The sequence below is a fragment of the Filifactor alocis ATCC 35896 genome (assembly GCF_000163895.2).
In the GTDB taxonomy this organism is placed as follows: Bacteria; Bacillota; Clostridia; order Peptostreptococcales; family Filifactoraceae; genus Filifactor; species Filifactor alocis.
In genome coordinates, this window is record NC_016630.1 from 1,582,712 (window position 1) to 1,607,420 (window position 24,709).

A 24,709-nucleotide genomic window follows, 5' to 3' on the forward strand; every position below is an offset into this window, starting at 1 on the left:
GTTTATCTGTTAGCATATGCTGACAACGCTTTTTCCAGTAATTCCATAGCACGTCTCAGCTTGTCCTCTTCTAACACGTATGCTATTCTCACCTCCCTTTTTCCTAACCCTTCTGTTGCATAAAAGCCCTCAATTGAAGATACCATAACTACCTCTCCCTTATCTTCAAAATTTTCAAGCATCCATATCAGAAAATCTTCAGCATTATCTACAGGCAATTCTGCTGAAATATAAAACGCTCCTTCAGGCTTTTGACAAACAACTCCATCAATCTTTGTCAACAGTTCATAAACCACATCCCTTCTGTGCTCATATTCTTTATTTATTTCCTCCAAATATGATTTAGGAGTTTTATAAAGTTCAATGGCTCCGATTTGCTCCAACGTCGGCGCACATATTCTCGATTGACATAACTTTCCAATATTCGCTACAAAATCTTTGTTTTTACTTGCAATACTTCCTATTCTTGCACCGCATGCACTGAATCTTTTGGATATACTGTCTACTATAATTACATTATCCTTCACTTTGTCAACATGTGCAAAAGAAGTGTATTTTAAGCCATCATAAACGAATTCCCTATATACTTCATCAGATATAATAAATAAATCATTTTCAGTTGCTATATCACAAATCATATTAATTTCTTCATCAGTGTATACTACCCCTGTAGGATTATTTGGATGATTCATAAGTATAGCTTTTGTTTTTTCATCTATTAAAGATTCAATCCTTTCTCTTGATGGTAAATGATATCCGTTTTCCGGACCGGTTGTTATAGGCTTAATTTCTACATTTACTTCTTTCGTTATTGAATTGTAGTCCGTATACAGAGGCTCAACTGCTAAAATATTATCTCCGGCATCACAGGTTGATATTAACGAAAATAACAAAGCTTCACTCCCTGCTACAGTTATAAATATCTCATCAGGATTAAAATCAATACCATAAGAATGATAGTACTTGCTTATCACTTTTCTTAATTCGGGATTTCCGTTATTTTCTCCATATGACAATACTTCAGGTTGAAAATCTCTGATTGCTTCAAAAAAACCTACCGGCGTTTTTATATCCGGCTGTCCAACATACATAGCAATAATCTTCTTTCCATCGCTTTTTGCTTTTTCAATATAGGGTGTTAGTTTTCTTGTCCCTGAAAAAGGCATTCCTAAAAGTCTGTTTGACAATTTCATTTGCATATTATCCCTCCTTATGTATTTTTATTAATTAACAGAAGTAAAACGTTTTCTCGTTTACTTACCTTCAATATACACCCTTTAAATTGTTAAATCAATACCACATCACCATTATTTAAGTATACATATTTACCAACTTATCCATTTTAATATAAAGATCCAAACATTATATGGTTTTATGCGATATTCACTGATTAATTTCTAAAACTCAAAATATGGGTTATATTTTGTTTATATAAGTATACATATTTGTTTTTTGTTGGTATAATGTTTTATAAATTATAAATATGAATTTTTTATAAATAATGGAGGGCTTAATGAGTAGACAAAAAGATTATAAGAAAAATATTTCTTATCAAATATATCTAAAATTAAAAGAGAAAATTCTAACACTTGAATATAAACCGGGGGAAGTTTTACTAGAAGATGATATGGTTAAAGAGTTTGACGCCAGCAGAACTCCTATTAGAGAAGCTATTAGGTATTTAAAAATTGAAGGGTTTGTCAATCAAGGAAGTGGAAATAAAGTATCATCTTTGTCTTTAAATGAATATGTAATGATTTTTCAGATGCGCGAATCTTTGGAGTTGCTATCTATCAAACTTGCAACATTAAATTGGAATGAAGAAAATATAGTTTTATTGGAAAATAACTTACTTAAGCAAAAAAATTTATTATACAAAAAAGATCACAAGCCCTTATTTTTTTTAGAGTTGGATAAGGAATTCCATTCTATAATTGCTGAGATAGGAGGAAATTTTTTATTAAAACAGGAACTTTTAAAATATTACGATTTATATTTCCGATATAATTATTTTTGTGGTTTTAAAAGCAGAAAAGATTATGCTGTAGTTGAACACGAAAATTTACTAACTATGATAAAAACAAGAAACGTAAATCTATCTATGTCTGAAATGAAATCTCATATGGGAAATGTAAATAATAACATTATTATTAATTTGGCAAAAAAATTAAATCAATTGAATAATGAACAGGACTTTTAATTTTATATTGTTTTTCAAAATCAAATAGAATTGTTCTTCTCTTCTATGGATTATATTCTATTTTAAAACAAAAAAAGAGAATACGAAGTGTCTGCTCTAACCCTAAAATCATCAGAGTTTTGGTACAATTTTTACTGCAACATATACCCCTTCATTAATTCTCTTTTTGTAATATAGACGTTTCTATTTTATTGTAATCTTCATCCTATTTTTAAAAATTCAGCTCTCATCTAAAATCTGTATGACAGATTCCTTCCTATCTCACTAAATTCTTATCATTTCTCTTATTTCGACATCATGTTTGAAATTTGTACCTTATATAAGAAAATCATGATAGAATAAAACCGTTATAAGAATTTTTCACAACTTAAGTTCTCTACAATTCTATCTCTGTTCCGGCAGAGAGATAGTTGATTCTGTCCTGCATTTGGTCTTTCAACAACTGATAAGCTTTGAGCCCTGTACAGTGGCAAGTATAATAATTTGTCTTGTGACTCAAAAAATACTCTCCCACTTGTTTCAGCTTATCCGCATCTTCGGGTTCTCCATTCGCCGGATTACTCAAATGAAATCCGCCCAACACATTGTCCGGTTCACAATGAAATAACTTTTTGAACTCTTCTATAATATTTACAATTCCGTTGTGGGCACATCCTGTAATCACAATTTTTTTGTTTCCTTCTTCAATGACCAAATTTTGTTCGTGTTCAAAGGTGTCGTGTTCCAAAATTCCGTTTTTTTCCATAAATAAAAATTGGTTTGATTGAGGTGTCGCCTCTTTCAACGGAATACTGGAAAATACAAAGAACCCTTTTTCCAATTCGGTCATTCCCTCCTGCATCACAACAAGGCGTTTTTCATGTTCCAGTTCCTCATTTAATCCGATATAGACAGGTTTGTTCTCCACTCTCAGAGAATAATGTTTTTCGAATGCATGAGGGGGCAGATACACTTTTGCCCGCTTGTTTGCTTGTAAGAATCTTTCCAGTCCACCGCCATGATCGCTATGGCCGTGAGAAATTACCAAGAAATCCACATTCTCTACGGCAACTCCCATTTTTTTTGCATTTTCATAAAACAAATCACTTGCACCGACATCGAACAACATCTTTTTGCCATTTGCCTCAAGATAAAGACTCAGTCCGTGCTCATGATGAAATTCTTCTGAACAAGCTGTATTTTCAATCAATACTTTTAATAACATCCTCATTCCTCCTTCTGATAATTACCTACTTCTTACATTATATCAATAAAGCAGAAAAATTTGTACTGTTCTTTTGATTATGTACTGTCATGCTATGGGTATAAGGTTTACGATAGAATAGAATAAAAATAGAATAGAATAAAATTAACATAACATCCAACTTCACAAATTTGACCGGAACTATTCGTTCAGCACGATTGAAATGCTGAATCATTGAGATACAAAAAACAGATTGGAGATTACTTTGAAAACACTTCCTTTTCCTATCCTACCATTTCAAAAAAATATATTGGATTGGTATCATGCCAACAAACGATATATGCCTTGGCGAGAAGATCCCACCCCATATCATGTGTGGATTTCTGAAATCATGTTGCAACAGACAAGAGTCGAGGCGGTTCGTGAATACTACGCACGATTTATTGAAACTCTTCCCGACATCTATTCCCTCTCTCAAGTAGAGGACGATGTCTTGCACAAACTTTGGGAAGGTCTCGGATACTACAATCGAGCGAAAAATCTAAAAAAAGCTGCTCAACAAATCACAACAGAGTTTGGCGGGGAACTTCCAAATAACTACAACAAACTTATCACACTTCCGGGAATCGGACCCTATACCGCAGGCGCAATTGCTTCCATTGCATTTCACGAACCGGTTCCCGCAGTGGACGGCAATGTAATGCGTGTCATTGCACGAATCATGGGAGATGATAGCGATATTACAGAAAATAAAACAAAACAAGAAATGATGGAACTCGTACAACAGCTTATTCCTGTAACAGAAGTTCATCATTTCAATCAAGCATTGATGGAGTTAGGTGCTATCATCTGTTTGCCGAACGGAGAACCGAAATGCTTGGAATGTCCGATGAGTACGATGTGTATCGCCTATCATACCGGCATACAAAACAAACTGCCTGTCAAAAAGAAAAAGAACACACGCAAGATAGAAGAAAAAACTGTCCTTCTCTTTTTGGATGAAAAGGAACATATTTTGATACAAAAAAGAGAACAAAAAGGGTTGTTACACGGTCTTTGGGAATTTCCTTCCCTCACTTATTCCGTTTCTTTAGAAGAGTGTCAATCTCTGTTTGCTCCCATTTCTTCTCATATTAAAAAAATTGTACCGCTTCCATCTTCCAAGCATATTTTTACACATATTGAATGGAAGATGAACGGATACTTTGTTTTTTTGAATGACAAAAAACCTTCCTCTGTTTTGAAAAGCTCTCTTCTTCCAACGATTTCAGAGCTTCCCTTATCCTCTGAAACCGTATGGGCTACAATAGAAGAACTGCGAAAGGTATACCCCCTTCCCACTGCATTCAAAACCTATCGGAACGCATTGGAAGAAAAAGAAAGACAAGGAGAACAACTGAATCTGTTTGATAGTTCATGGTAACCATACTTCTATCATAAATTTTGAAATTTTTTTGAACAAACAACCGAATCCGTTTGATAGCTTATTGTAATACGATTTGTGGTTTCTCTTCCCTTTATCATAATGCGAAGTGATACGAAAACCGATGAACTATCAGAAAAAAAAGAATCTAAAGTTAATAGATTCTTTTTAAAATGGAGCTTTTTTTAGAAAAAATTATTCTACAACGCATAGTCAAAACCGGAAATAGATTTCTTTTCTTCAATATCGATTTCAAGAAACTCCATCTCGTCCAAGTTCAAAAAATATGCCACTATCGACATCGGAAATGACACAATACACTTGTTCAATGCACTAATATTGCTGTTCACAATCCGTTTTGCGGCAGAAAGTGCAGAATTTTCTTTGACAACTTGATTTTGCAGATTCAAAAATTGCTGAGAAGACAGCAATTCCGGATAATTTTCCGCTACCGCAAAAATCTCACTGATTGCTCGATTTTGCGAACGAATGACATCATTCGTCTCTTTCATCGAAAGTCCTTGACGCAATCTAACTACCTCTGTAAAAACTTTTTCTTCGTGCTTTGCATATGCTTTTGCAATTTTCATCATCTCGAATATCGTATCATATCTTTTCTCCAATGCAATATCTACACTTTCCTTAGATTCATCAATGACAACCAAATACTGTTTCAAACGATTACGAATTGATACTCCCCATATAAGCATTATAGCAATAATCAGTAACACAAATTTTATCATAGCACCCTCCTTAAATTTAGGTATTCATTGTTCCCAAAATCTCATACATCAATGAAAGTTCTTCCTGCAATTCTTCATAGTCATCCGCAAGTGACAACTCTTCAATCTCTAACGCGGATTCGGGGATTTGAAACAGAAACTTTTTCGTATGAAAAGACAATACCACTGTCTCGTCATCAATATATACTCCGACCGGAACAATATCTACCCACCGTGTCAACAAATTCAATATATGTGGATTGAGCAATGTTCTTGTGCTCAACTCATCCATACAATACACTTCATGATTTTCATTGAATCGGATATCTTCCGTTTCAATTTTTGTCTCATACGGCTGCTTTTCTTTGTGTCCGTTCAACAACTCCATACCGAACATTACTTGTTTTGTCGGAATAATACGAAGATATCCGTTCAGTCCGGTAGGATGCTTGACCATCAATATCTGCCCTTCAAAATCAATTTTTGTCTCTCTATTTCCTTGCATATCTATCTTTTCATGTGTAGAGCGTAAATTGCAAAAATCAGTATTCACTTCATCGCCAAACGAAATATGAAAAAAAGGAACCGGCATGTGTGTAACCGGTGTTGCCGCTCTGAGATAAGGAGTCTCTATTCCGGAATAATATTTTACCGTCGTGTCCGGAAGCACTTCCCTCAACGTAGGTACCGCAAAATCTCGTACATAAGAAAATGTGCTACTATCTGTCGAACCCAAGAACAGTTCAGGTGTTACCAATAATACAAGCATAATTACCAAAAATATTGATTTTTGTAAAAAAACATATGCAAGAAAGCAGACAATCGCCATAACAATCCAAACTACAGAATATTGAAATCCACTTCCTAATATGCTTGATTTCACTTTTTCAATATTTTTGACATTCTCCGGCAAAGATTCTATCTCTCTTAATCTCTGCACAATGCTTCCATCGGTGAATTTTGATTCCTTCAAATTCATATAGTTTCTCCTTTACACAGGATGTTTTGACTCAAAAATTCATTCTGATACATATTATATATTGATAACATTATATCAAAATACTTATCAGATTACTATACTTCCACCAAAAATATCACCTCATTTTATTCGAAAAATACAGTTTATTTGACACATTTCTTGGTTGGATATCAACTCTATTGTAAACTCTAAATACTACTATCTGTTTGAATGACCGACATCATATCCCTTTCAAATTATAACTCATCATTTCAATTCTTATTTGCTATAAGGAAATTGTATACTCCGTTTTCCTAATACTGAATAGAATGATTTCATTATTTCCTGAAAAACGCAGTATTTTAGACACTTAAAAAAGCTATGTACAGGCTCTGTGAAAGTGTAAATAAACTGATGAATGAAACAATCAAAACTATCACCGGTAGAGATTGGATTAGTTCAATCGTTTCATCGGGTTTTAGTATAACTTTGAGAAATAGGGTCTTACAGAATACTTTTCAAAATGAAATGTATGGTAATTTTGTTATGTATCAGCCTGGACTTCAAAATCCATTATTCCAGCCTTACAATTATTTTTTGAAAAATTTGTTAAAAAAATAATTAAACGAATCAAAATATGTGTATAATAATGGTAAGCAGTGTTTAATGATAATAATTATTATAATTAATTTGTTGTTCACATTTCTGTTTTATCAAAATAATCATTTTCATTTTGGAGGTAAATCTTATGAGTAAAATTATTGTAGTAGGTGCAAACCATGCCGGAACCGCAGCAATCAAAACACTTTTGTCAAACTATCCGGAGCATGAAGTTGTGGTATATGATCAAAATAACAATATTTCTTTCTTAGGATGTGGGATGGCGCTTTGGATTGGTAATCAAATTTCAAAACCGGACGGGCTGTTCTATGCTACCAAAGAATCTTTGGAACAAATGGGAGCAAAAATTCATATGGAGGCTGCTGTCAACCATATTGATTTTGCAAACAAAAAATTATCCGCCACTTTGAAGGACGGTTCTACAGTAGAAGACTTTTATGACAAGATAATTCTTGCAACCGGCTCATTGCCGATTATCCCTAATATTCCGGGCAAGGATTTGGAAAATGTGCAACAGGTAAAACTCTACCAAAATGCACAGGAAGTGATTGAAAAAATCAAAAATCCCGATATCAAAAATATTGTCGTTGTCGGTGCCGGATACATCGGAGTAGAACTTGCGGAAGCATTTGAGCGTCATGGAAAACATATCACAATGGTAGATATCGCAGACACCTGTTTGCCTGCTTATTACGATGAACCGTTTACAACTCTGATGAGAGATAATCTGAAAGACAACGGTATCCATCTTGAATTCGGACAAGCTGTTCAAGAAATCAAAGGTGAAAACGGAAAAGTAACTGCCGTTATCACAGATAAAAAAGAAATCCCTGCAGATATGGTAGTGTTGTCTATTGGATTTAGACCGAACAATGCATTGGGGAAAGACAGTTTGGAATTATTCCGAAACGGCTCTTACCTTGTGAACAAAAAACAGGAAACTTCTATGAAAGATGTGTACGCCATCGGAGATTGTGCAACTGTTTTTGATAATACCATTGATAACACAAACTATATTGCGCTTGCATCCAATGCACTGAGAAGCGGTATTGTAGCAGCTCATAATGCAGCAGGACATGAATTGGAGTCCGTAGGAGTACAAGGCTCTAACGGAATCTGTATCTATGATTTGAAAATGGTGTCCACAGGAATTACCGTATCTAAAGCACAGAAATTAGGACTCGATGTAGAATACACCGACTTTAATGATACTCAAAAACCCGGCTTTATTGAAACGGAAAATCCATCTGTAAAAATCAGAATCGTGTATGACAAAAAAACAAGAGTGGTGCTTGGTGCACAAATGGCATCCAAATACGATATGTCCATGGGAATCCACATGTTCTCGCTTGCAATTCAAGAAAAGGTAACCATTGACAAACTCTCTCTGCTTGATATTTTCTTCTTGCCACATTTCAATCAACCGTACAACTATATTACAATGGCATCCCTCTCTGCAAAATAGACGGATGAAGATCAAAAAAAAGATGTAACTGTTTCAATCAAACAGCTACATCTTTTTTATTGCAATTCAAATTTTTATACCAAAACCCGACGAAACGATTGAACTAATCCAATCTCTACAAGTTATACTTTTGATTGTTTCATTCATCAGTTTGTTTACACTTTCACAGAGTCTGTACATAACTTTTTTAAGTATCAAAAATACTTCATTTTTCAGGAAATAATGAAATCATTCTATTGAGTTTTAGTATTTATTTTGTGATTATGCTTGTTCTTCATCAAACAAGCTCAATTCTTTTTCATCAATGATAAATTGTTCAAAGTTCGGCAACTCCGAAATATCTTTCAAATTAAATTGAACCAAAAAAGCCTGTGTCGTTCTGTACAAAATCGGTTTTCCGATTCGATCCAACCTTCCCGCCTCACGAATCAAACCGTAGTCCAACAATACACGAATAGTAGAATCGCACTTTACACCACGCACTTCCTCAATCTCCAACTTTGTGACCGGTTGCTGATAAGCAATGATACTAAGTGTCTCCATTGCAGATTGCGTTAAACTCTTTTTTCTTTTTTGAACGGTAATCACTTCCATAAAGGCATGATTTTCGGGAACCGTTGCCAGTTGCAATGTCTCTTTGGTGCAAAGTAAGGCCAATCCCGACATCTTGTCCTTATACCTCTCTTGCAACAGCACCACTGCCTCTGCCACCATTTTTTTTGTAATAACACACTCCGGATTCCCTTCACGAATGATTTTGACCACTTCATCATAGTGAACTTCCTCACCGCGCACAAAAAGAATGGATTCTATGATACTACATAGTTGTTTTAGCTCCATTTTGCTCCTCCACTCGTTTCACTTCTATCTGACCGAACAGATTTCTTTGACGAAACTTCATCTCTTTTAAATGTGTCATTTCCAAAATGCTCAAAAAAGTAACAACACAATCATCTTTCTCCTGAGAAATCAACAAATCCGAAAAGGAATATGTTTTGCCCCATTCAATCGACTGTCTGATTTCTTCTATCTTGTCCTCTAACGACCTTGTCTTATAGCTAATCATAATCGGATTTTCATTTTTTCTCTCCAACACACTGTGTGCAAATTCATATAAACTTTCTAATGTAACATTCTGCAAATCCAAATACTGATCAATATAGACTTCTTGCGGTTTTGCAGTATAGTAGTTCTCCATCGGAAGATTTCGATCCGACAGATACTTGACTACATTTCGATAAGCCTTGTATTTTTCCAAAGAACGCTTGATTTCTTCTGTCGGATCTTCTTCCTCTTCTTCATCATGACTTTGTAGATAGAGCAAATATCTTGATTTGATTTCCAGTAACTTTACCGCCATATCCAAAAAATCCGTCATTTTTTCCATATCCAAAACTTGTTCCAACTCTCTGAGTTGTTCCATATATTGATTCGTCATTTCTACAATCGAAATATCACAGATATTGATTTTATCTTTCTGTAAAAGCTCCAATAACAAATCAAACGGTCCTTCATAATTTTGCATTTGAACATTGTATCCCATTGTGAATTCTCCTTGTTAGCCTAAGGGCCCTGTTACAAAGAATACAATTGTTGAAATAACAAATACCATTGGAGTTAACACAATATAAAGAACTTTGGTATAAAGTAATACAATTAGTATTAGAAAACTATATCGTTCATACTCATAGAGCTTATATTTCCATGAATAAGGCAGCACCAGAGACAAAATACGATATCCGTCCAACGGCGGAATCGGTATCAAGTTGAATGCAGCAAAGTAAATGTTGATATAAACCGCGAGTATCATAATCGAATCAAAAGATTCCTGCTGAATCACAGAAGATAATAACCTCCAGATCACACCAAGCACCATTGCCAAGATAATATTCATCGTTACTCCGGCAATCGAAACCAAGAAACTGCCTAACTTTCTGTTTCGAAAATTACTTTCTACCACAGGAACAGGTTTCGCCCAACCAAAATGAACAAGCAGCAACATCAAAAATCCGAACGGATCGATATGATGGAGGGGATTGATAGAAATTCGACCTGCATCTTTTGCGGTATCATCACCCATCAAATGCGCTACATAAGCATGTGCACATTCATGAAACGAAATAGCCATCAAAATACCTGGCAAACTAAGCAACATTGAGTTAATTGAATTCATACTCTCATCCTTTCAAAATGGTATTTTTCACTATTTTTATCTGATGTTTCTGTGTGATGAAAAAACAGTGAAGAATAACAAACTTTCCTTACTTTTTTGAAAGTCAACTACACTTCCATAATAATCGGAAGAATCATAGGACTTCTCTTTGTTTTTTGGAACAGGTAAGATTTCAAATCCTCTTTGATAGAAGTTTTGATATATGCCCATTCTCTATTATTTTTTTGTTGATTTCTAATCAATGTCTGTTTGATGATTTCCTTTGCTTCATCCATCAAACCTTCCGCTTCACGAACATATACAAAGCCCCTTGAAATAATATCAGGTTCAGAAACCATGGAACCGTCCTGTTTGGACAAGTTTACAACCACAACCATCAAACCGTCTTCTGACAGATGTTTTCTATCACGAAGCACAATATTTCCGACATCTCCGACACCTAAACCGTCGACCAATACATTCCCCGACGGAACTTGCCCGTTGATTTGACACTCATTGCGTGATACTTCCAACACTGCTCCGTTCTTCATTAACACAACATTCTCAGCAGGCATCCCAAGTTCCTGCGCAAGTTCGCCATGGATATACAGATGTCGATACTCTCCATGCACCGGCATAAAGAATTTCGGTTTGATAATACGATGAATCAGTTTCAACTCTTCTCTTTTCGCATGACCTGACACATGGATATCCGATTCTCCGTCATATACAATATTCGCACCACGCTCAAATAACTGGTTCACTACTTTTGCAACAGATTTTTCATTTCCCGGAATCGGATGCGCTGATAATACCACTGTATCTCCTTCACTCACCTGAATTTTTTTGTGTTCCGATGCCGCAATACGAGACAGCGCTGCCATCGGTTCTCCTTGAGAACCTGTTGTAATGATAGTAAGCGAATCCTTCGAATACTTGTGAATGTCATTGATGTCCACAAGAGTTTTTTTAGGAATACGAAGATATCCCAAAGAAAGTGCAATATTGATGCCGTTTACCATAGAACGACCCGATACCGCTACCTTACGACCGTATTTGATTGACATATCGACAATTTGTTGAACACGATGAATATTGGAAGCAAAGGTTGCAATAATAACACGATTTCCTTGTGCTCCCAAAAAGATTTCATCCAATGTTTTTCCGACAACTTTTTCAGACTTTGTGTACCCTTCTCTTTCCACATTGGTACTTTCCGCCAACATCAACAGACAGCCCCTTGCACCAATCTCCGCCATTTTGTGAAAATCAGTCACCTCATTATCAATCGGCGTGTGATCTATCTTAAAATCTCCGGAATGATAAATAATACCAAGCGGTGTATGCACCGCCAAAGCACAAGAATCCGGAATACTGTGTGTTACACGAATATAATCTATCTTAAACAATCCCGCTTTCACACTTGTACCTGCAGGAACTTCAATTAACATCGCATTCGAAATTCGATTTTCCTTCAATTTGTGTTCTACCAATGCAAGCGTAAATTTTGTTCCGTAGATAGGAACATCTAACTTTCTCAACACATAAGGAATCGCACCGATATGATCCTCGTGACCGTGTGTCAAAAAGATTCCCTTCAATTTATCGTGATTTTTTACCAAATAGCTGACATCCGGAATAACGACATCAATCCCGAGCATTTCATCTTCCGGAAAACTCAAACCACAGTCAATCACAATCATTTCATCTTTGTATTCAATTGCAGTCATATTTTTTCCGATTTCCTGCAATCCACCTAATGGAATAATTTTAATTTTGTTTTGTTTTTTTGCCATATACAATCTCCTTTTTCTTTTTTGTTCCTCTATCTCTCTAAATACATTTCATTTTCTTACTGATAAAGCATTGTTGTTTCACAAAAAGAGATACTGTCATCCTATCTCAATTTCTTTTTATTTTTGGAAGCAAACATAATCCCTCTTTCGCACCAAAAAATACCAATACTCTGTTTACAAAGAGCATGTCGTCTGTATTTTTACAACATTTCTCTTTATACAAATCAAAAATCAACAAAAGAAGACACAACAATTCCTTTGGTTTTTGTGCATTTTCGTCAGCGTACTCCTCACACTTCCATCGTGAAATCCACTTTTATTTTCAAAAAATTACTATGCAATTTTAGCCCGAACAGTTTTCTTAACCTTATTACTACCCTATGATATCATTTTTCCACCATATTCATAAGAAAAAAACCTCCATACAAAAAGTATGAAGGGTTTTTTGCTACAAACATTTACTGCATGTTCCATAGAATTTTACATCATGGTCATCAATTTGGAAATTGTAACTCGTTTCAATGATATTTTCCAAAGGATCCAATAAATCCAACTCTACTTCCGTAATGCTTCCGCATTGCTTACAAATCAGATGGTGGTGGTGATGTCCTTCATGAGCCATATTAAACTCATATCTCAAACATCCGTCATCCAAACTTAACTTGTTTGTAAAACCTATTTTGTCCAACATTTGTAATGTTCGATACACTGTTGCCAATCCGATTTCGGGACAACTTTCCTTCACCTTGTCATAAATCTCTTCACAACTCAAATGTTGACCTTTTGAATCAATCAAAACTTGCACAATTGACCGTCTTTGAGGCGTTAACTTCAAACCTTCTTCTTTTAGCTTGTCTTTCAAATCTTCCATATAATCTGTATTCATTACCATCACCCTTTTCTCAAAAAATGTCAGTTAGCAGTCATTCTCAAATAAATTATATGATAATAATGTCATATTGTCAAATGAATTTTACAGATTTTAAAAAGATTATACTTATTATTCTTCTGTTTCCAACAATTCGTATTGTTCTGCTACGATTTCGAACTCTTCGTCATCTTCAATTTCAGATAACTCCATTTCACCGTTTTCATCATATTTCAAGTTGAAAATATACGCTTCTTCTTCACCAATCGGTTGTAAGATTGCATACACTTTTCCATCTACTTCCAATGTGGACACCAATTCAAATTCAACATCATTTCCATTCTCATCTGTTAATACAATCCTTGTTTCTTCTAACATGGTATCTCCTTTTTTTCATATAATAATATCGTTAATTGATAACAAATAAATGCTACTTCTTCATTAGATATGTTTCCAAAATAAATACTGCCGCAATCGTATCTATCATATTCTTCTTATTCTTTTTTTTCACACCGGATGTATGCATCACCTGTTTTGCCGATTTTGTAGACAATCTCTCATCTTGAAACACCACTTTGATTTCAGGAGGAATCAGCTGTTGTAACTGCTCTACAAACTGCATTGTCTTTTCTCCTTGAAAACCGACCGTCCCATCCATATTTTTAGGCAAACCGCAAACAATCGTGCCGATATCATATTGTTTGATTACTTCGACAATCTTCCCTAAATCTTCTTCGTCCTTCGTTCGATGGATGGTATACAGGGGCTGTGGCGTCCAGCCCAACAAATCGGACATCGCCATTCCGATTCGACGATCTCCCACATCCAATGCCAAAATTCTCTTTTCCATCATACTACTTCTGAGCAATATACTGTTCCAAAACAACTTCCAAAATTTCGTCCCTTTCAAAAGCACGAATCATTGTTCTGGCATTATTATAACTTGTGATATAACTTGGGTCTCCCGACAACAAATATCCGACTAATTGATTTTTTGGATTATATCCTTTTTCTTCCAACGATTTCCAAACAGAATTCAACACTTCTTTAATCGTCATAGTGTTATCACGTGTATATTCGAACTTCATCGTATAATCCAAATTTTTTTTCTTTTCTGACATACAATCTACCTTCTCTCTGCATTATCTCGTAAAACTTCTCTGTCACAAACAAAAAATGATTTCGAATCAAATAAGTTGTCCCACTGTCCGCATGTTTCATCGAATGATAAAAACTCTGTGTTGTACCATTATACCAGTCTTTATTGTTTATTTCTATCAAAACTACAAAATTCCCCTTTTTGTAATTATACTGATACATTGACAATAGAATTCAATGATTTCTCCACAAAAATACAATGTTTCTTTCCTTTATTCCATAAAATCAGTTTTTTAATCGGTTTGCAGGATGCAGTTTTCTCAAAATCGAATCTCTCTGAATACAAAAAACAACCTATTTATTATTTGTCCAAACTCATCTTTCTAAGAGGAAGCGCCAACATCAACCCGCCGCCTATGGCATTTCCCACAGTTGCAATCAGAAGATTGAGAAAGAGTCTGACAATCGGCACTTCAGGTGTGTAAAGGATACTGAATGTATAATATCCCATATTCGCAATACTGTGTTCATATCCGGATATGATAAAAGCACTGATAACAAGCACAATCATCACAATCTTTCCGACCTCTTCCTTCATCTTGATTCCGCACAAAATTGCAATACATACCAAAAAGTTACACAATATTGCACGGACAAACAATTGCATATAAGGGATATAAACCTTATTTGGCATTGATAACATGATATATTCTTCTGTTCCTGAAGCTCCTGAAAGATAGAACAAAACAGCAAACAACACTGCTCCGACAAAATTTCCGAAATAGCTTGCCATACAAACTTTCAATGTATCTATCCATGAAACTTTTTTGTCAATAGAACCGAATGACATCACAAAAGTATTTCCCGTAAAAAGTTCTCCGCCTACCATAACAATCAGTAACACTGCCAATGAAAAATAAATACCGCCCAGCATCTTTCCGACAGGAGGATTCGTTTTTGCAAATAGATTGTTACAAATCAAATTCAACCCCAATGCTCCCGAAACGAAAAATCCGGCAAACACACTTCGGATAAAATACTTTAACTTGTAATCATCCAACAGAGTCTTCTTTGTTGTGGCAATATTCGAAATCGTTTCAACTTCTCTAAAAATCATGGCACACACCCCTTATCAACAACATTATTTTCAATCCTAATGTTCTCCATTCAAATTGCCTGCTATCATTGTTTCAAATTGCAATTCATCGTTTCGCTGCACTCCGATTACTTCAATGAAGACGCCGTTGACAGCACTTCTTTCAAATTACACATCAAGGCAATTCAATTAGACTTTCGTATCATTACATTTAGTTCTCATTCAATAGAATCCTCGTGATACACCTACTATTTTACATGAAAATTCATATAAAATCCATACGATTTCGAATTATTTTTAATAAAACAAAAAAATAGTTCGTTTTATAATGCGTACGAACTATCTCTATATATTATCATTTTTCATATTTTATTCTAATCAATCATTCTCTCTACTTCTTTTTGGGTTTCAACAAGAACGATAGAATAAACGCCGTAATCATCAATACAAAATACACAGCGTAAGCACCGAACAGAATGTTGCTGTTATAAAACAAACCGGTCTTCGAATGATGAATGGCATCTTTTGTAAATAAGATACCAGATAACAACATGATGCAAAACAATCCCATAAAAATAAAATCCCATCGTCGTGTCTTCAAGACTTTCTCCTTTCTCTTACATGTACATTCTATTCTTTAATTGATTGCTTCCAATTCACAGTTATTACTTCATCCTATCAATATCACTTCCCTCTCTTTCGAAAATGTGAAAAACATATTCCTTTCAAAGTTCAATAAATCGCAATTGATAAGGTTTTCGTAGAGAAATGACCATTTCGAAGAAAGAATTACACAATCAATCCATTTTCAGTTTATCACTATCACTCTAAGGTATGAAGGATTAATCATCGGAACTCTTTTTCAAACTGATATAAGAAATAATCAAATAAACGCCGGACAACGCCAGTGCTACTCCCAAACCGCTGTAGAACACTGCTATAAATGTGTTAGATACCAAACTTGATTTCCGAAGTGCAATGCCGAAACTCATCATACAAGCCATGATGATGTAGGACTTTCGTGCAAAAAAATGCCAAAAAGGACGATGTGTCTCTTCAAACAACAAAATCCATTCCTTATTTTTCCGACTCATCCGAAAGAACATCCATACAAATGGAATAAATACCGTTATCGATAACAAGATGTACAAAATTGTAATCTCATCCATCTGAAGATAGCTCTTTAATCCCAATCTCATCACATTGTAGCCCGCAGCAAACCACACCAAACCGGCTATCAAAACTAACTTTTCTTTTGTAACGGAAAAGAAACCCTTTTGTTTTTGTTGCATCTTCACACCCCTTACTATGACAACACAATTTTTTACTTTTCAAATGTTGCCGTAATCACAAATGCTCTGTCGCATTGGACATTTCGAAATCGGCGTAATGTATCAGCAGGAAAAGAGTTATCGCCTTCTTTTATTGCAAACATGCCCAAAAGAGGAACTTCCTTACTTTCTTCTATCGGTTGCTCATGCTCCATATACAATGTCATGCCGGAATCATGTTCAAAATCAAACCCGTCTCCCAAAGTCGTCAGACTCTCCCCCTCGGTCATTAACACAAACTCCGACATCTTTTCTCCGATTCGAACTCCTGCCACATGATACTGATCTTCCAACTTCAATTCAGATGTCAACACATCAGATGATCTCCACTCTCCGTTTTCGATTGTCCATATTCTGATGGTACAATGTTTCAAATCCGTTGAAAATTCATAGTAATTGCTCTTTGAATCAAACGAATTTACCAGACGTTCCGTTTCTTCCGTCAAAACAAGAGGACGAATCGTTTCATGTTGAACTTTTTTACTGTAGGTTTCACATCCCACAAGCAAAGTAATTAGTAACAAACAAGCACAAAGCAAAACACTCTTTCTCATCTTAGTCCCCTCTTTTCTCATCCATTCTCAAAAAAATTTTATGTGACTGATTTCTTCCATTCTCTTATCAAAATCGTTTGTTTTCCATACCCATTTGTAAAATACTTCAAATTTCCACCACCAAACGCATTCCCATAAAGGTACAAATTTTGAAAATGTTCCCTAATCATTCAAAAAATAGACTATTTCTCATAGTTCTCCTATGAAACAACTTCCCTACTGTTACATTATCATTCCTGCTCAAACTAATACAACTATTCAACCTTACACATTTGCTGAATCGAAGAATAGATTTTTTCCAAATCTTTTTCATTGGGATGATTTTTTGCAATGCCACCTATTTTTGCCAAAAATCCATAGGTATCAAACCCTCTGCAGTAGCAATCTCCCAAAACAGTTGCACCTTTCTGTTCCAATATTTTTTTCAGTTTCTTGGCATAATCTTGGACTTTGATTCCGCAAGTGTATAATAAAATCACATTTTTTCCTAATACATCAACTGTTTCAATATATTCCAAAATAGACTTGTGAAATTGACCGAAATAGATTCCCGATGCAAAAATAACTGTATCGTATTCGCTGACATCAAACGCTTTTTCTTTCGTAACATCCACAACAGTAGCAGAAATTTTCGTACTGAGATAATCAACTGCTTTCTTGGTATTTCCGTGATGAACCGACGCATAAATCATTGCAATATTTCCCATGTAAATCCCTAACCTTTCTTATTCTTTGTTTTTTAACTTTTTCTTATTCCAAATCTTCGCTCACATCAACAAAGTCCTTTGCACCGGAATATCTCATAAGCTCTTCAACTGACAACTCAATGGCGCTGTTACAGCTTCCGGCTGCCGGAAACACTGTCTCAAATCTCTTCAAAGAAGAATCCAAATATACCTCAACACCCGTTTTGACAGCGAAAGGACACACCCCGCCGATTTCATGACCTATGAGTTTCTCTACCAAATCCTTAGGAATCATCTTTGCCTTTGTGTGAAAGATCTCCTTATATTTTGAATTCGAAATTCGAGCATCGCCGGCAAGCACAATCAAAACCGGTTGCTCCTTTCCCAAAAAAGACATCGTTTTGGCAATCCTCTTCGGTTCACACCCCACCGCCTCCGCAGCCAATTCCACAGTGGCACTCGATACATCGAACTCCAAAATTCTATCTTGTATCCCATACTGTCTAAAATACTCTTTCACGTTTTCGATTGCCATATCCGTTACCTCATCTTTCATGAACTTTGTGCACCGCAAAACATCTGATATCGTAGTCAAACAACTATCGCTTTATCTTCTTCAATACAAAAACAGTCATTTCTTCTAACAGCTGTCTGTTAGTTGCAAAACTTTCTCTTGCATCCAATACATCAGAAGCCAAAATAATCGCATTCATAAAATCTGTCATAAAATCAAAAGTTGCCATATCCGGAAATACATTGAAATCATCCTTCAAAATATTGCTAAATTCAGCTAATGTTTTTTTCTTCAAATCTTGAAACAGTAACTCCAGCTTAGGATTTCTCTTTTTTTCTATCAAAAACTGCACATAGATTGGCATATAGAAATTGTCATCAATCATTTTTTGAACCAATTGCTTTGCCAAAAATTCTACCTCACATCCCTTTTGATACTCGTCCAAATGACTGAAAATAATCTTATTTCGATATTCCATTCCGGAAATCATCAAATCTGCCAAAATATCCATTGTATTACCATAGTAATGATACACTCCGCCTTTCGACATCGTAGTTCCGGCAATAATATCCTCCATTGTCGTCTTTGAAAATCCTTTTTCGATGATAACTTTTGCAGCCGACTGCATAATTTCTTTTTTTCTTTCTTCCTTACTCAGTCTCTTCACTGCGCCCATGCAATCCTCTCCTCATCCATATATGACACTTTCTATAACTATATTATACATGAATAAAATCGGAGTCTCCACTTTTTACATATCTTTTTCCATTACTCCGGTCAAAACACTAACATCATCCCTATTCGATTGCTCATTACGGTTCAAACTGACAATATCTTTATCGGGAGAATGTATCATTTAATTGATACCAAAGTATTATTGCAACGAATAAAGGATAATGATTTTCGACAAATCAAACAATACAGACGGTACGACAGAAAAACTCCGATAAATTTCTACACTAACGCCCTTTTTTGAAACAGCCACCACCTCGGTAAGTATTGACAACACAAGTAAACTCTTGATTGCACCGAGGACACTTCACAATATGATAGATGATATCATCCACCCACATCTGATTCACTTGATGACAGCCAAGCGGACAAGTTCCTTCCACAACTAAAAATCCCTTTTTGTCTACTAACTCAAAGATGGACTCCACAATCTGCTCATAGTGTTTCGGACTTTGAATTCTCTCAACCAACGGAATATCTTTACAATAATCACACATTTTAACCGCCCCTCCATAAGACTTTGCATCTCTCAAAAATATCGTTTTATAAAAAAATCATCAGTCCTTCTACTAATTTCGATATTTCTCTTTATGATGAACTATCATCCTGATATTGTCCAATTACTTTCTAAAAAAACTTTTCTGATTTTTATTTTTTATGTTATCCATAAAGAAAATACCGATTCCCACCACAATACACAGATAAAACAAAACACTCAAAAACACTAAGTTGTATTGTTGTACAAAATAATAGTAACTTAACCCTGTAAGTCTCCCCCATTCATAAACCCGTCTTCCATCTACTTCTGTAATATAAGGAATCATCACTTTTATGAATCGAGAGAAGATATAAATTACGAAATTTCCAAGCAAGCCGAATAGCAAAATCAATATCCCTATTTTTTTCTGTTGTGTCTTTTTGGTAACTCCTTTACCGGTTTCTTTTTCTGACCTATGAATCTCCTGTTCACACTCATCATTCAACAAATAATCTGTTGTGACACAAAACACCTTGCTCAATTGCAATATATTGGAAACATCCGGTTGTGCTGTTCCCATTTCCCAACGTGAAATTGCTTGTCTTGATACATTTAATTTCCCTGCTAATTCTTCTTGTGACATTCCATATTGTTTTCGAAGTGCAAGGATTTTTTCTTCAAGTTTCATACTGAAATCCTCCTTTATTGTTTTGAATGTAGTGTATCAAATGATAGTTCATCAAACCAGCACAACCTCTTTACATTTCCGCAACAAAACTTTACATCTATTGAAAATTCATTGTTCTAAGATATTTTAATTGATTTGTAATATCTGAACAGTGTTGAAATTTTCAACTTGTTCTTTATCCTTTCACATTTTCTTTTTTCCTGACGTTGTTTTTTATATCGTACAAAAATCTCAAATTTTTCACTTTTATCAACATCAAGCACAATCGAATACACAATAACACTCCGGTTCATTTTCTCTAAATAACCAAAATACCATTTGTACAATCAACCATATGATTTGTATCTGATTCTGACGAATCCTAACAGGATGAATCCTCTACAAACATTGATTCTCTAATTCTTTATCTTGTTCTTTTCTGTCTTTTTATCAACAGTACCCCTGTTGTAACCAAAAGGATTCCTATTCCTACCACAAACTTCCAAATATCAACCATACCCGTGTTTTCAATTACAATAGAAGTAGATCCGTCGGCTCCTCCTATGGCATCAGTCTTATCAGGATGTTTGACAGATGTTTCTTCTTTCGGTTCCGATTGTTCCGTATGTTTACCGGTGTCTTTATCGGAGCTGTTTAGTAGTCTTTTCAATTCAGCTTTTGCGAAGTCTCCGTTGTTAATATAGTCCTCTAATCGCTTTGTCATAGGATAGTCGTCAGAAAGCTCTATCCTCCCGTTTTCAAATTTCTTTATCTTATAGAGAGTTAAATTGTTTTCATCAGCATACCCACAAAGTACAGTTTCTCCTGCTTTGACATCACCTAAAATCAAAGAAGAACGAACAGGGTAAGTCTGCTTACTACCTTCTTCAAACTCCCCCTTAATATTGTATCTTTGAATCAGCGTAACACTTTCTTCCGTCATTTCTTTCACTTCACCGATAAATGTTTGTGTATCCTCATCCTGTAATAACCATTCCGGAATATCTCCCGCAAAAGATACATTCGGTACAAAAATTACTACAATCAATAATAGGACTGTTGAAATTTTTTTCATCACAAAACTCCCTTCTTTCCGTCTTTCCGTTTTTTTTGAATTACCTTCAGCACATCACATACCAAAACCCCGAATGTACTTCCTAAACAGAACCATCCCAAAAATAAAATTCCAAATGCCTCTGCATAAGAAACAACCTTCGGAGCCGTCATTTCACAAAAAAGATAAATCCCAAAAGAAACAAAAGTCCCTATGAGACACCATTTCAGTTGTTTCCAAACATAAGAAAATGCCACAGATACTCCAAGCCCTATCACAAAAAGAAAAATATCTTTTGATTGGAGCAACTCTTGTAGAATAGGTAGCCTTGACATTATAACCTCTTTTCTCACAACAATTCTGTTTGTATTGTTGTGTATCTTTTTCCTTGTGTACACAAACAACTTTCCCGTCCTTTTTGATGAAATTCAAATAAAAAGAGAAGCACCCGCTATTCATTTCGTTGTTTGCACAAACTCAAATATCACCTATGAAAAGTACATACATCATTTATCAATCACTCTAATACAGCTTTGCCATAGTATATTCATCTACATACTCTCCATTGACACGCATCGTATGTTTTTTGACTCCTTCCACCACAAATCCGTTTTTTCGGTACAGATGAATGGCAGGTTCGTTATCGCAACGCACGGTAAGTTCTAACCTTGTAATATGATTCGTTCTCGCCCAATCATCCAACATCGCAAAAAATTGACTTCCTATGCCACGATGACAATATGCTTTTTGGATTCCAACCACAATATAAGCGGAATGTTGAATTCGTCTGGCAGTACCTCTTTCTGCCGATAAAAATCCCACGATGTCTTTTTCTTCAAATGCTCCTACCAAAAAATCTTGTTCCCTTTGCATCTTAACTTCCAACAAATCCTGATTCCAAACCCTTTCATCCGGTTCATATAACATGTACTCCGTCTCTTGGTCGATTGCTTTCATACAGTCATAAAAAGCTCGTACATCTTCTCTTTTTATCTGTCTAAAGTCCATATCCTTCTCCTTTATTCTTCTTCACAAAAAAGTTGATGTAACATCTGTTTGCGATTGTTGATAAACAGTTTGGTAACCTGATAACTGTCTGTTTCTTCATAGTTGCACAGAGAAATCATCCCCTTATCAAAGGTAAATATTTCCGCATCCGGCATTCCCAATAAAATCGGAGAATGTGTAACAATAATAAACTGCGACCCTTCCTGAATACATCGATAGATCTCTAACAAGAGTGTCAACTGTCTCTGAGGGGAAAGTGCTGATTCCGGTTCATCCAAAAGATATAATCCGTTCGGACGAAATTGAGTTTGTACCACTGACAAAAAAGCCTCTCCATGAGATTTTTCATGAAATCGGCGGGAAGGATGTGCATCATCTGCATATTTTTGTTCCTGTGTCGCCACATTATAAAAGCTCTCCGCACGAAGAAAATATCCTCCATTCACTTTTCGAGTTCCTCTTGACAATCGAATATAGTTATTCAAATCCGAGTGAGAATCGAATGTTGAAAATGCATAATTTTTGGTTCCGCCTTCTGCATTGAACCCCCAAGAAATGGCAATCGCTTCTAACAGCGTTGATTTTCCACTGCCGTTTTCTCCTACAAAAAAAGTCACCGGTTTTTGAAATGACAGCTTTTCTACATTTTGGAATGCAGCAATATCACGCAGGTAACTGTCTTCAGGAATTTCTTCCCAATCAATATACACATAGTGTATAAAATTATCCATGACAATACTCCTCCGTTCTCTTGCCAAACTTACATTATTTTCTTAGTTTTTATCAGTATACTGTGAAACTATCTTTCTTTCAAGGAAGAATCGGTTACAAAAAAATCTGTAGAAAAATTTGTTCCATTCTTCTACAGATTTTGTGTTTATTGTTACATTTGTTTTGAATTATTTTTTATCGGTAATATGGGTTACTTTTCTACATCATGTTGATCATGGTGCAAAATTTTCAATCGATAGACACTATAGCCTATGAACATAAAGTCCACAATGATGATAAGAATTCCATAAATTACTTTCATATGCGTAATCAACACCGCACTTGCACCCAAGATGGCACTTGCTGCGTACAATACCAGCACCGTTTGTCTTTGACTGAGACCTTTTGCCAACAGTCTATGGTGTAAATGTCCTTTGTCCGCTTGCATAATCGGTTTGCCTGCCAACTTTCGGCGGATAATCGCAAACGCCGTATCAAAAATCGGAACCGCTAATGCCAAAACAGGAACGATGACTGCAATCAATGTTGTACTCTTTACTGTTCCCTCAATTGCCATAACAGACAAAATAAAACCTAAGAACAAGGAACCTGTATCTCCCATAAAAATCTTTGCCGGATTGAAGTTGTGTGGCAAAAATCCGATGCTTGCACCCGCTAAACAAAAGAAGATGGTCGCATAGTTATAGTATCCGTGAATAAGCGAAACCGTTGCCAAGGTAAAAGCCGCAATGGATGAAATTCCGGCAGCCAAACCGTCCAATCCGTCAATCAAATTGATACAGTTCGTCACTCCCACAATCCAAACAATACTGATGGGAACTCCCCAATAGCCGAGCCAAATCAAATGTCCGGTAAAAGGATTTGCAACATAATCAATCTGCACTCCGCTATATACCACGATTCCCGCACAAATTATTTGAATAATCAATTTCAGTTTTGCACTGAGGTCTCGGGTATCATCAAAGACACCCGTCACTAACACAATCGTTGCTGCAAACAGGATAGAGATTAACTCTCTATGCACTCCGCAAAAAATCAATGTACTTACCATAAAAGCTATTGCTATCCCCATTCCTCCCAATCGCGGAATTGGTTCGGTGTGTACTCTCCGATTATCCTTCGGAACGTCAATTGCACCAATTACATGAGCAAATTTGATTACGAAAGGAATCATCAAATAACATACCAAAAAAGCCGTTAAAAAACTTAATAACATTTTTATCGCTATCAATATGTTCACTCCTGATTTTCCAAAATAAATGAGATTTTTCTTTTCTTGATTTTTCTTTATTGTTGCCTTATCTAAAAACTGTTTGCCATTCCATCATTCTTTGATATTTACCGTGTCATCTGTCCTTAGATGATACATCA

Annotated in this window: 29 protein-coding genes; 3 read left to right on the plus strand and 26 right to left on the minus strand. The window is 35.5% G+C overall.

The window, feature by feature from the left end:
• Positions 1-2: 2 nt before the first annotated feature.
• Positions 3-1,193, minus strand: a complete 1,191-nt coding sequence (locus tag HMPREF0389_RS07070) for a pyridoxal phosphate-dependent aminotransferase (RefSeq protein WP_041251064.1) — start codon at positions 1,191-1,193, stop codon at positions 3-5.
• A 320-nt stretch (positions 1,194-1,513) separates the two neighbouring features.
• Between HMPREF0389_RS07070 and HMPREF0389_RS07075 the strand changes: the two genes are divergently transcribed.
• The gene (locus tag HMPREF0389_RS07075; RefSeq protein ID WP_041250842.1) at positions 1,514-2,200 is read left to right on the plus strand and encodes a GntR family transcriptional regulator; all 687 of its coding nucleotides are present in this window, start codon (positions 1,514-1,516) and stop codon (positions 2,198-2,200) included.
• Positions 2,201-2,576: 376 nt separating this feature from the next.
• Here HMPREF0389_RS07075 and HMPREF0389_RS07080 read toward each other — a convergent pair whose 3' ends face one another.
• Entirely contained in the window at positions 2,577-3,404 is an 828-nt protein-coding gene (locus HMPREF0389_RS07080) for an MBL fold metallo-hydrolase (RefSeq protein WP_014262946.1), read from the minus strand.
• 244 nt (positions 3,405-3,648) lie between these two features.
• On the opposite strand from HMPREF0389_RS07080, the gene mutY reads away from it, so the two are divergent.
• Positions 3,649-4,806: an A/G-specific adenine glycosylase gene (gene mutY / locus HMPREF0389_RS07085; RefSeq protein WP_083799695.1), complete on the plus strand. Its 1,158-nt coding sequence runs from the start codon at positions 3,649-3,651 to the stop codon at positions 4,804-4,806.
• A 200-nt stretch (positions 4,807-5,006) separates the two neighbouring features.
• Here mutY and HMPREF0389_RS07090 read toward each other — a convergent pair whose 3' ends face one another.
• Both HMPREF0389_RS07090 and HMPREF0389_RS07095 read right to left on the minus strand, forming a co-directional pair.
• Complete coding sequence (locus tag HMPREF0389_RS07090; protein ID WP_014262948.1) at positions 5,007-5,549, minus strand: LemA family protein; 543 nt, start codon at positions 5,547-5,549, stop codon at positions 5,007-5,009.
• 16 nt (positions 5,550-5,565) lie between these two features.
• Positions 5,566-6,507, minus strand: a complete 942-nt coding sequence (locus tag HMPREF0389_RS07095) for a DUF3137 domain-containing protein (protein ID WP_014262949.1) — start codon at positions 6,505-6,507, stop codon at positions 5,566-5,568.
• Between the two features lie 727 nt (positions 6,508-7,234).
• On the opposite strand from HMPREF0389_RS07095, the gene nox reads away from it, so the two are divergent.
• The gene (nox, locus tag HMPREF0389_RS07100) at positions 7,235-8,572 is read left to right on the plus strand and encodes a H2O-forming NADH oxidase (protein ID WP_014262950.1); all 1,338 of its coding nucleotides are present in this window, start codon (positions 7,235-7,237) and stop codon (positions 8,570-8,572) included.
• Positions 8,573-8,833: 261 nt separating this feature from the next.
• Here nox and scpB read toward each other — a convergent pair whose 3' ends face one another.
• The 22 genes from scpB to HMPREF0389_RS07210 form a co-directional block, all read right to left on the minus strand.
• Positions 8,834-9,412 (minus strand): SMC-Scp complex subunit ScpB, encoded by a 579-nt coding sequence (scpB, locus tag HMPREF0389_RS07105; protein WP_014262951.1) that lies wholly within the window; start codon positions 9,410-9,412, stop codon positions 8,834-8,836.
• A complete protein-coding gene (locus HMPREF0389_RS07110; protein WP_014262952.1) occupies positions 9,390-10,115 on the minus strand; it encodes a segregation and condensation protein A in 726 nt (241 codons plus the stop codon). The genes scpB and HMPREF0389_RS07110 overlap by 23 nt, the downstream gene beginning before the upstream one ends.
• 15 nt (positions 10,116-10,130) lie before the next feature.
• The gene (locus tag HMPREF0389_RS07115) at positions 10,131-10,745 is read right to left on the minus strand and encodes a site-2 protease family protein (RefSeq protein ID WP_014262953.1); all 615 of its coding nucleotides are present in this window, start codon (positions 10,743-10,745) and stop codon (positions 10,131-10,133) included.
• A gap of 107 nt (positions 10,746-10,852) precedes the next feature.
• Positions 10,853-12,520, minus strand: a complete 1,668-nt coding sequence (locus HMPREF0389_RS07120; protein WP_014262954.1) for a ribonuclease J — start codon at positions 12,518-12,520, stop codon at positions 10,853-10,855.
• A gap of 448 nt (positions 12,521-12,968) precedes the next feature.
• A complete protein-coding gene (locus tag HMPREF0389_RS07125) occupies positions 12,969-13,412 on the minus strand; it encodes a Fur family transcriptional regulator (protein WP_041250843.1) in 444 nt (147 codons plus the stop codon).
• A gap of 108 nt (positions 13,413-13,520) precedes the next feature.
• Positions 13,521-13,766 (minus strand): DUF1292 domain-containing protein, encoded by a 246-nt coding sequence (locus tag HMPREF0389_RS07130; protein ID WP_014262956.1) that lies wholly within the window; start codon positions 13,764-13,766, stop codon positions 13,521-13,523.
• A 52-nt stretch (positions 13,767-13,818) separates the two neighbouring features.
• Positions 13,819-14,238, minus strand: a complete 420-nt coding sequence (ruvX, locus tag HMPREF0389_RS07135) for a Holliday junction resolvase RuvX (RefSeq protein ID WP_049770211.1) — start codon at positions 14,236-14,238, stop codon at positions 13,819-13,821.
• A 4-nt stretch (positions 14,239-14,242) separates the two neighbouring features.
• Entirely contained in the window at positions 14,243-14,509 is a 267-nt protein-coding gene (locus HMPREF0389_RS07140; protein WP_014262958.1) for an IreB family regulatory phosphoprotein, read from the minus strand.
• Between the two features lie 338 nt (positions 14,510-14,847).
• Positions 14,848-15,603, minus strand: a complete 756-nt coding sequence (locus HMPREF0389_RS07145) for a formate/nitrite transporter family protein (RefSeq protein ID WP_014262960.1) — start codon at positions 15,601-15,603, stop codon at positions 14,848-14,850.
• 370 nt (positions 15,604-15,973) lie between these two features.
• Complete coding sequence (locus HMPREF0389_RS07150) at positions 15,974-16,183, minus strand: hypothetical protein (protein WP_041250844.1); 210 nt, start codon at positions 16,181-16,183, stop codon at positions 15,974-15,976.
• A 241-nt stretch (positions 16,184-16,424) separates the two neighbouring features.
• The gene (locus HMPREF0389_RS07155) at positions 16,425-16,874 is read right to left on the minus strand and encodes a hypothetical protein (RefSeq protein ID WP_041250845.1); all 450 of its coding nucleotides are present in this window, start codon (positions 16,872-16,874) and stop codon (positions 16,425-16,427) included.
• Between the two features lie 32 nt (positions 16,875-16,906).
• Positions 16,907-17,467, minus strand: a complete 561-nt coding sequence (locus HMPREF0389_RS07160; RefSeq protein WP_014262962.1) for a hypothetical protein — start codon at positions 17,465-17,467, stop codon at positions 16,907-16,909.
• Positions 17,468-17,721: 254 nt separating this feature from the next.
• Positions 17,722-18,174 (minus strand): flavodoxin domain-containing protein, encoded by a 453-nt coding sequence (locus HMPREF0389_RS07165; protein ID WP_014262963.1) that lies wholly within the window; start codon positions 18,172-18,174, stop codon positions 17,722-17,724.
• Positions 18,175-18,217: 43 nt separating this feature from the next.
• On the minus strand, positions 18,218-18,688 hold the full coding sequence (locus tag HMPREF0389_RS07170) for a YbaK/EbsC family protein (protein WP_041250846.1): 471 nt from the start codon (positions 18,686-18,688) through the stop codon (positions 18,218-18,220).
• Positions 18,689-18,752: 64 nt separating this feature from the next.
• A complete protein-coding gene (locus HMPREF0389_RS07175) occupies positions 18,753-19,343 on the minus strand; it encodes a TetR/AcrR family transcriptional regulator (protein ID WP_014262965.1) in 591 nt (196 codons plus the stop codon).
• Positions 19,344-19,626: 283 nt separating this feature from the next.
• Positions 19,627-19,896 (minus strand): hypothetical protein, encoded by a 270-nt coding sequence (locus HMPREF0389_RS07180; RefSeq protein WP_041250847.1) that lies wholly within the window; start codon positions 19,894-19,896, stop codon positions 19,627-19,629.
• A gap of 123 nt (positions 19,897-20,019) precedes the next feature.
• Entirely contained in the window at positions 20,020-20,565 is a 546-nt protein-coding gene (locus HMPREF0389_RS08790; RefSeq protein WP_014262967.1) for a helix-turn-helix domain-containing protein, read from the minus strand.
• Between the two features lie 403 nt (positions 20,566-20,968).
• A complete protein-coding gene (locus tag HMPREF0389_RS07190; RefSeq protein ID WP_014262968.1) occupies positions 20,969-21,619 on the minus strand; it encodes a hypothetical protein in 651 nt (216 codons plus the stop codon).
• Positions 21,619-21,933 (minus strand): hypothetical protein, encoded by a 315-nt coding sequence (locus HMPREF0389_RS07195; protein WP_014262969.1) that lies wholly within the window; start codon positions 21,931-21,933, stop codon positions 21,619-21,621. Before HMPREF0389_RS07195 ends, HMPREF0389_RS07190 begins: the two co-directional genes overlap by 1 nt.
• A gap of 187 nt (positions 21,934-22,120) precedes the next feature.
• Entirely contained in the window at positions 22,121-22,606 is a 486-nt protein-coding gene (locus HMPREF0389_RS07200) for a GNAT family N-acetyltransferase (protein ID WP_014262970.1), read from the minus strand.
• Positions 22,607-22,617: 11 nt separating this feature from the next.
• On the minus strand, positions 22,618-23,337 hold the full coding sequence (locus HMPREF0389_RS07205; RefSeq protein WP_014262971.1) for an AAA family ATPase: 720 nt from the start codon (positions 23,335-23,337) through the stop codon (positions 22,618-22,620).
• A 191-nt stretch (positions 23,338-23,528) separates the two neighbouring features.
• Positions 23,529-24,569, minus strand: coding sequence for a glycosyltransferase family 4 protein (locus tag HMPREF0389_RS07210; RefSeq protein WP_014262972.1), 1,041 nt, complete (start codon positions 24,567-24,569; stop codon positions 23,529-23,531).
• Between the last annotated feature and the right edge of the window lie 140 nt (positions 24,570-24,709).

What these genes read in the sequence shown, in the direction of transcription:
- HMPREF0389_RS07070 (WP_041251064.1), bottom strand. Translation starts at nt 1,193, where the DNA reads ATGAAATTGTCAAACAGACTTTTAGGAATGCCTTTTTCAGGGACAAGA.
- HMPREF0389_RS07075 (WP_041250842.1), top strand. Translation starts at nt 1,514, where the DNA reads ATGAGTAGACAAAAAGATTATAAGAAAAATATTTCTTATCAAATATAT.
- HMPREF0389_RS07080 (WP_014262946.1), bottom strand. Translation starts at nt 3,404, where the DNA reads ATGTTATTAAAAGTATTGATTGAAAATACAGCTTGTTCAGAAGAATTT.
- HMPREF0389_RS07090 (WP_014262948.1), bottom strand. Translation starts at nt 5,549, where the DNA reads ATGATAAAATTTGTGTTACTGATTATTGCTATAATGCTTATATGGGGA.
- HMPREF0389_RS07095 (WP_014262949.1), bottom strand. Translation starts at nt 6,507, where the DNA reads ATGAATTTGAAGGAATCAAAATTCACCGATGGAAGCATTGTGCAGAGA.
- nox (WP_014262950.1), top strand. Translation starts at nt 7,235, where the DNA reads ATGAGTAAAATTATTGTAGTAGGTGCAAACCATGCCGGAACCGCAGCA.
- scpB (WP_014262951.1), bottom strand. Translation starts at nt 9,412, where the DNA reads ATGGAGCTAAAACAACTATGTAGTATCATAGAATCCATTCTTTTTGTG.
- HMPREF0389_RS07110 (WP_014262952.1), bottom strand. Translation starts at nt 10,115, where the DNA reads ATGGGATACAATGTTCAAATGCAAAATTATGAAGGACCGTTTGATTTG.
- HMPREF0389_RS07115 (WP_014262953.1), bottom strand. Translation starts at nt 10,745, where the DNA reads ATGAATTCAATTAACTCAATGTTGCTTAGTTTGCCAGGTATTTTGATG.
- HMPREF0389_RS07120 (WP_014262954.1), bottom strand. Translation starts at nt 12,520, where the DNA reads ATGGCAAAAAAACAAAACAAAATTAAAATTATTCCATTAGGTGGATTG.
- HMPREF0389_RS07125 (WP_041250843.1), bottom strand. Translation starts at nt 13,412, where the DNA reads ATGGTAATGAATACAGATTATATGGAAGATTTGAAAGACAAGCTAAAA.
- HMPREF0389_RS07130 (WP_014262956.1), bottom strand. Translation starts at nt 13,766, where the DNA reads ATGTTAGAAGAAACAAGGATTGTATTAACAGATGAGAATGGAAATGAT.
- ruvX (WP_049770211.1), bottom strand. Translation starts at nt 14,238, where the DNA reads ATGGAAAAGAGAATTTTGGCATTGGATGTGGGAGATCGTCGAATCGGA.
- HMPREF0389_RS07140 (WP_014262958.1), bottom strand. Translation starts at nt 14,509, where the DNA reads ATGTCAGAAAAGAAAAAAAATTTGGATTATACGATGAAGTTCGAATAT.
- HMPREF0389_RS07145 (WP_014262960.1), bottom strand. Translation starts at nt 15,603, where the DNA reads ATGATTTTTAGAGAAGTTGAAACGATTTCGAATATTGCCACAACAAAG.
- HMPREF0389_RS07155 (WP_041250845.1), bottom strand. Translation starts at nt 16,874, where the DNA reads ATGCAACAAAAACAAAAGGGTTTCTTTTCCGTTACAAAAGAAAAGTTA.
- HMPREF0389_RS07160 (WP_014262962.1), bottom strand. Translation starts at nt 17,467, where the DNA reads ATGAGAAAGAGTGTTTTGCTTTGTGCTTGTTTGTTACTAATTACTTTG.
- HMPREF0389_RS07165 (WP_014262963.1), bottom strand. Translation starts at nt 18,174, where the DNA reads ATGGGAAATATTGCAATGATTTATGCGTCGGTTCATCACGGAAATACC.
- HMPREF0389_RS07170 (WP_041250846.1), bottom strand. Translation starts at nt 18,688, where the DNA reads ATGGCAATCGAAAACGTGAAAGAGTATTTTAGACAGTATGGGATACAA.
- HMPREF0389_RS07175 (WP_014262965.1), bottom strand. Translation starts at nt 19,343, where the DNA reads ATGGGCGCAGTGAAGAGACTGAGTAAGGAAGAAAGAAAAAAAGAAATT.
- HMPREF0389_RS07180 (WP_041250847.1), bottom strand. Translation starts at nt 19,896, where the DNA reads ATGTGTGATTATTGTAAAGATATTCCGTTGGTTGAGAGAATTCAAAGT.
- HMPREF0389_RS08790 (WP_014262967.1), bottom strand. Translation starts at nt 20,565, where the DNA reads ATGAAACTTGAAGAAAAAATCCTTGCACTTCGAAAACAATATGGAATG.
- HMPREF0389_RS07190 (WP_014262968.1), bottom strand. Translation starts at nt 21,619, where the DNA reads ATGAAAAAAATTTCAACAGTCCTATTATTGATTGTAGTAATTTTTGTA.
- HMPREF0389_RS07195 (WP_014262969.1), bottom strand. Translation starts at nt 21,933, where the DNA reads ATGTCAAGGCTACCTATTCTACAAGAGTTGCTCCAATCAAAAGATATT.
- HMPREF0389_RS07200 (WP_014262970.1), bottom strand. Translation starts at nt 22,606, where the DNA reads ATGGACTTTAGACAGATAAAAAGAGAAGATGTACGAGCTTTTTATGAC.
- HMPREF0389_RS07205 (WP_014262971.1), bottom strand. Translation starts at nt 23,337, where the DNA reads ATGGATAATTTTATACACTATGTGTATATTGATTGGGAAGAAATTCCT.